This window comes from Bacteriovorax sp. DB6_IX (assembly GCF_000447775.1).
Taxonomy (GTDB): domain Bacteria; phylum Bdellovibrionota; class Bacteriovoracia; order Bacteriovoracales; family Bacteriovoracaceae; genus Halobacteriovorax_A.
On the sequence record NZ_AUNJ01000059.1, the window covers coordinates 1 to 332 of the forward strand.

Sequence of the window (332 nt, forward strand, 5' to 3'; positions counted from 1 at the left end):
TATTAGAAAAGGCCACAGATAGAGTTTATAGGTGTCACTACCCTTTAGAAAAGAAATAGTGGATAACTTAAAATAAAGAAACGAAATGGCAAATATTATGAATGAAACATTAGTTGTAGAAAATCTCAAAAAGTTCTATCAAGTCAAAGGAAAAGACCAACTTGTTAAGGCACTTAACAATGTCTCTTTCACTCTCGCTCCAAGAACAACACTAGGAATTGTTGGTGAGTCTGGTTGTGGAAAAAGTACCTTGGCCAAGACACTTATGAACTTAGAGAAGAAAACGGAAGGAAGTATTTCTTTTTCAGGTAAGAGTTTTGATGATATTTCAG

At 34.0% G+C, this 332-nt stretch carries 1 protein-coding gene; it reads left to right on the forward strand.

Annotated elements, in window-relative coordinates; genetic code table 11:
* Positions 1–85: 85 nt before the first annotated feature.
* A partial coding sequence (locus tag M901_RS01835; RefSeq protein WP_034719576.1) for an ATP-binding cassette domain-containing protein occupies positions 86–332 on the forward strand: 247 nt, incomplete at its 3' end.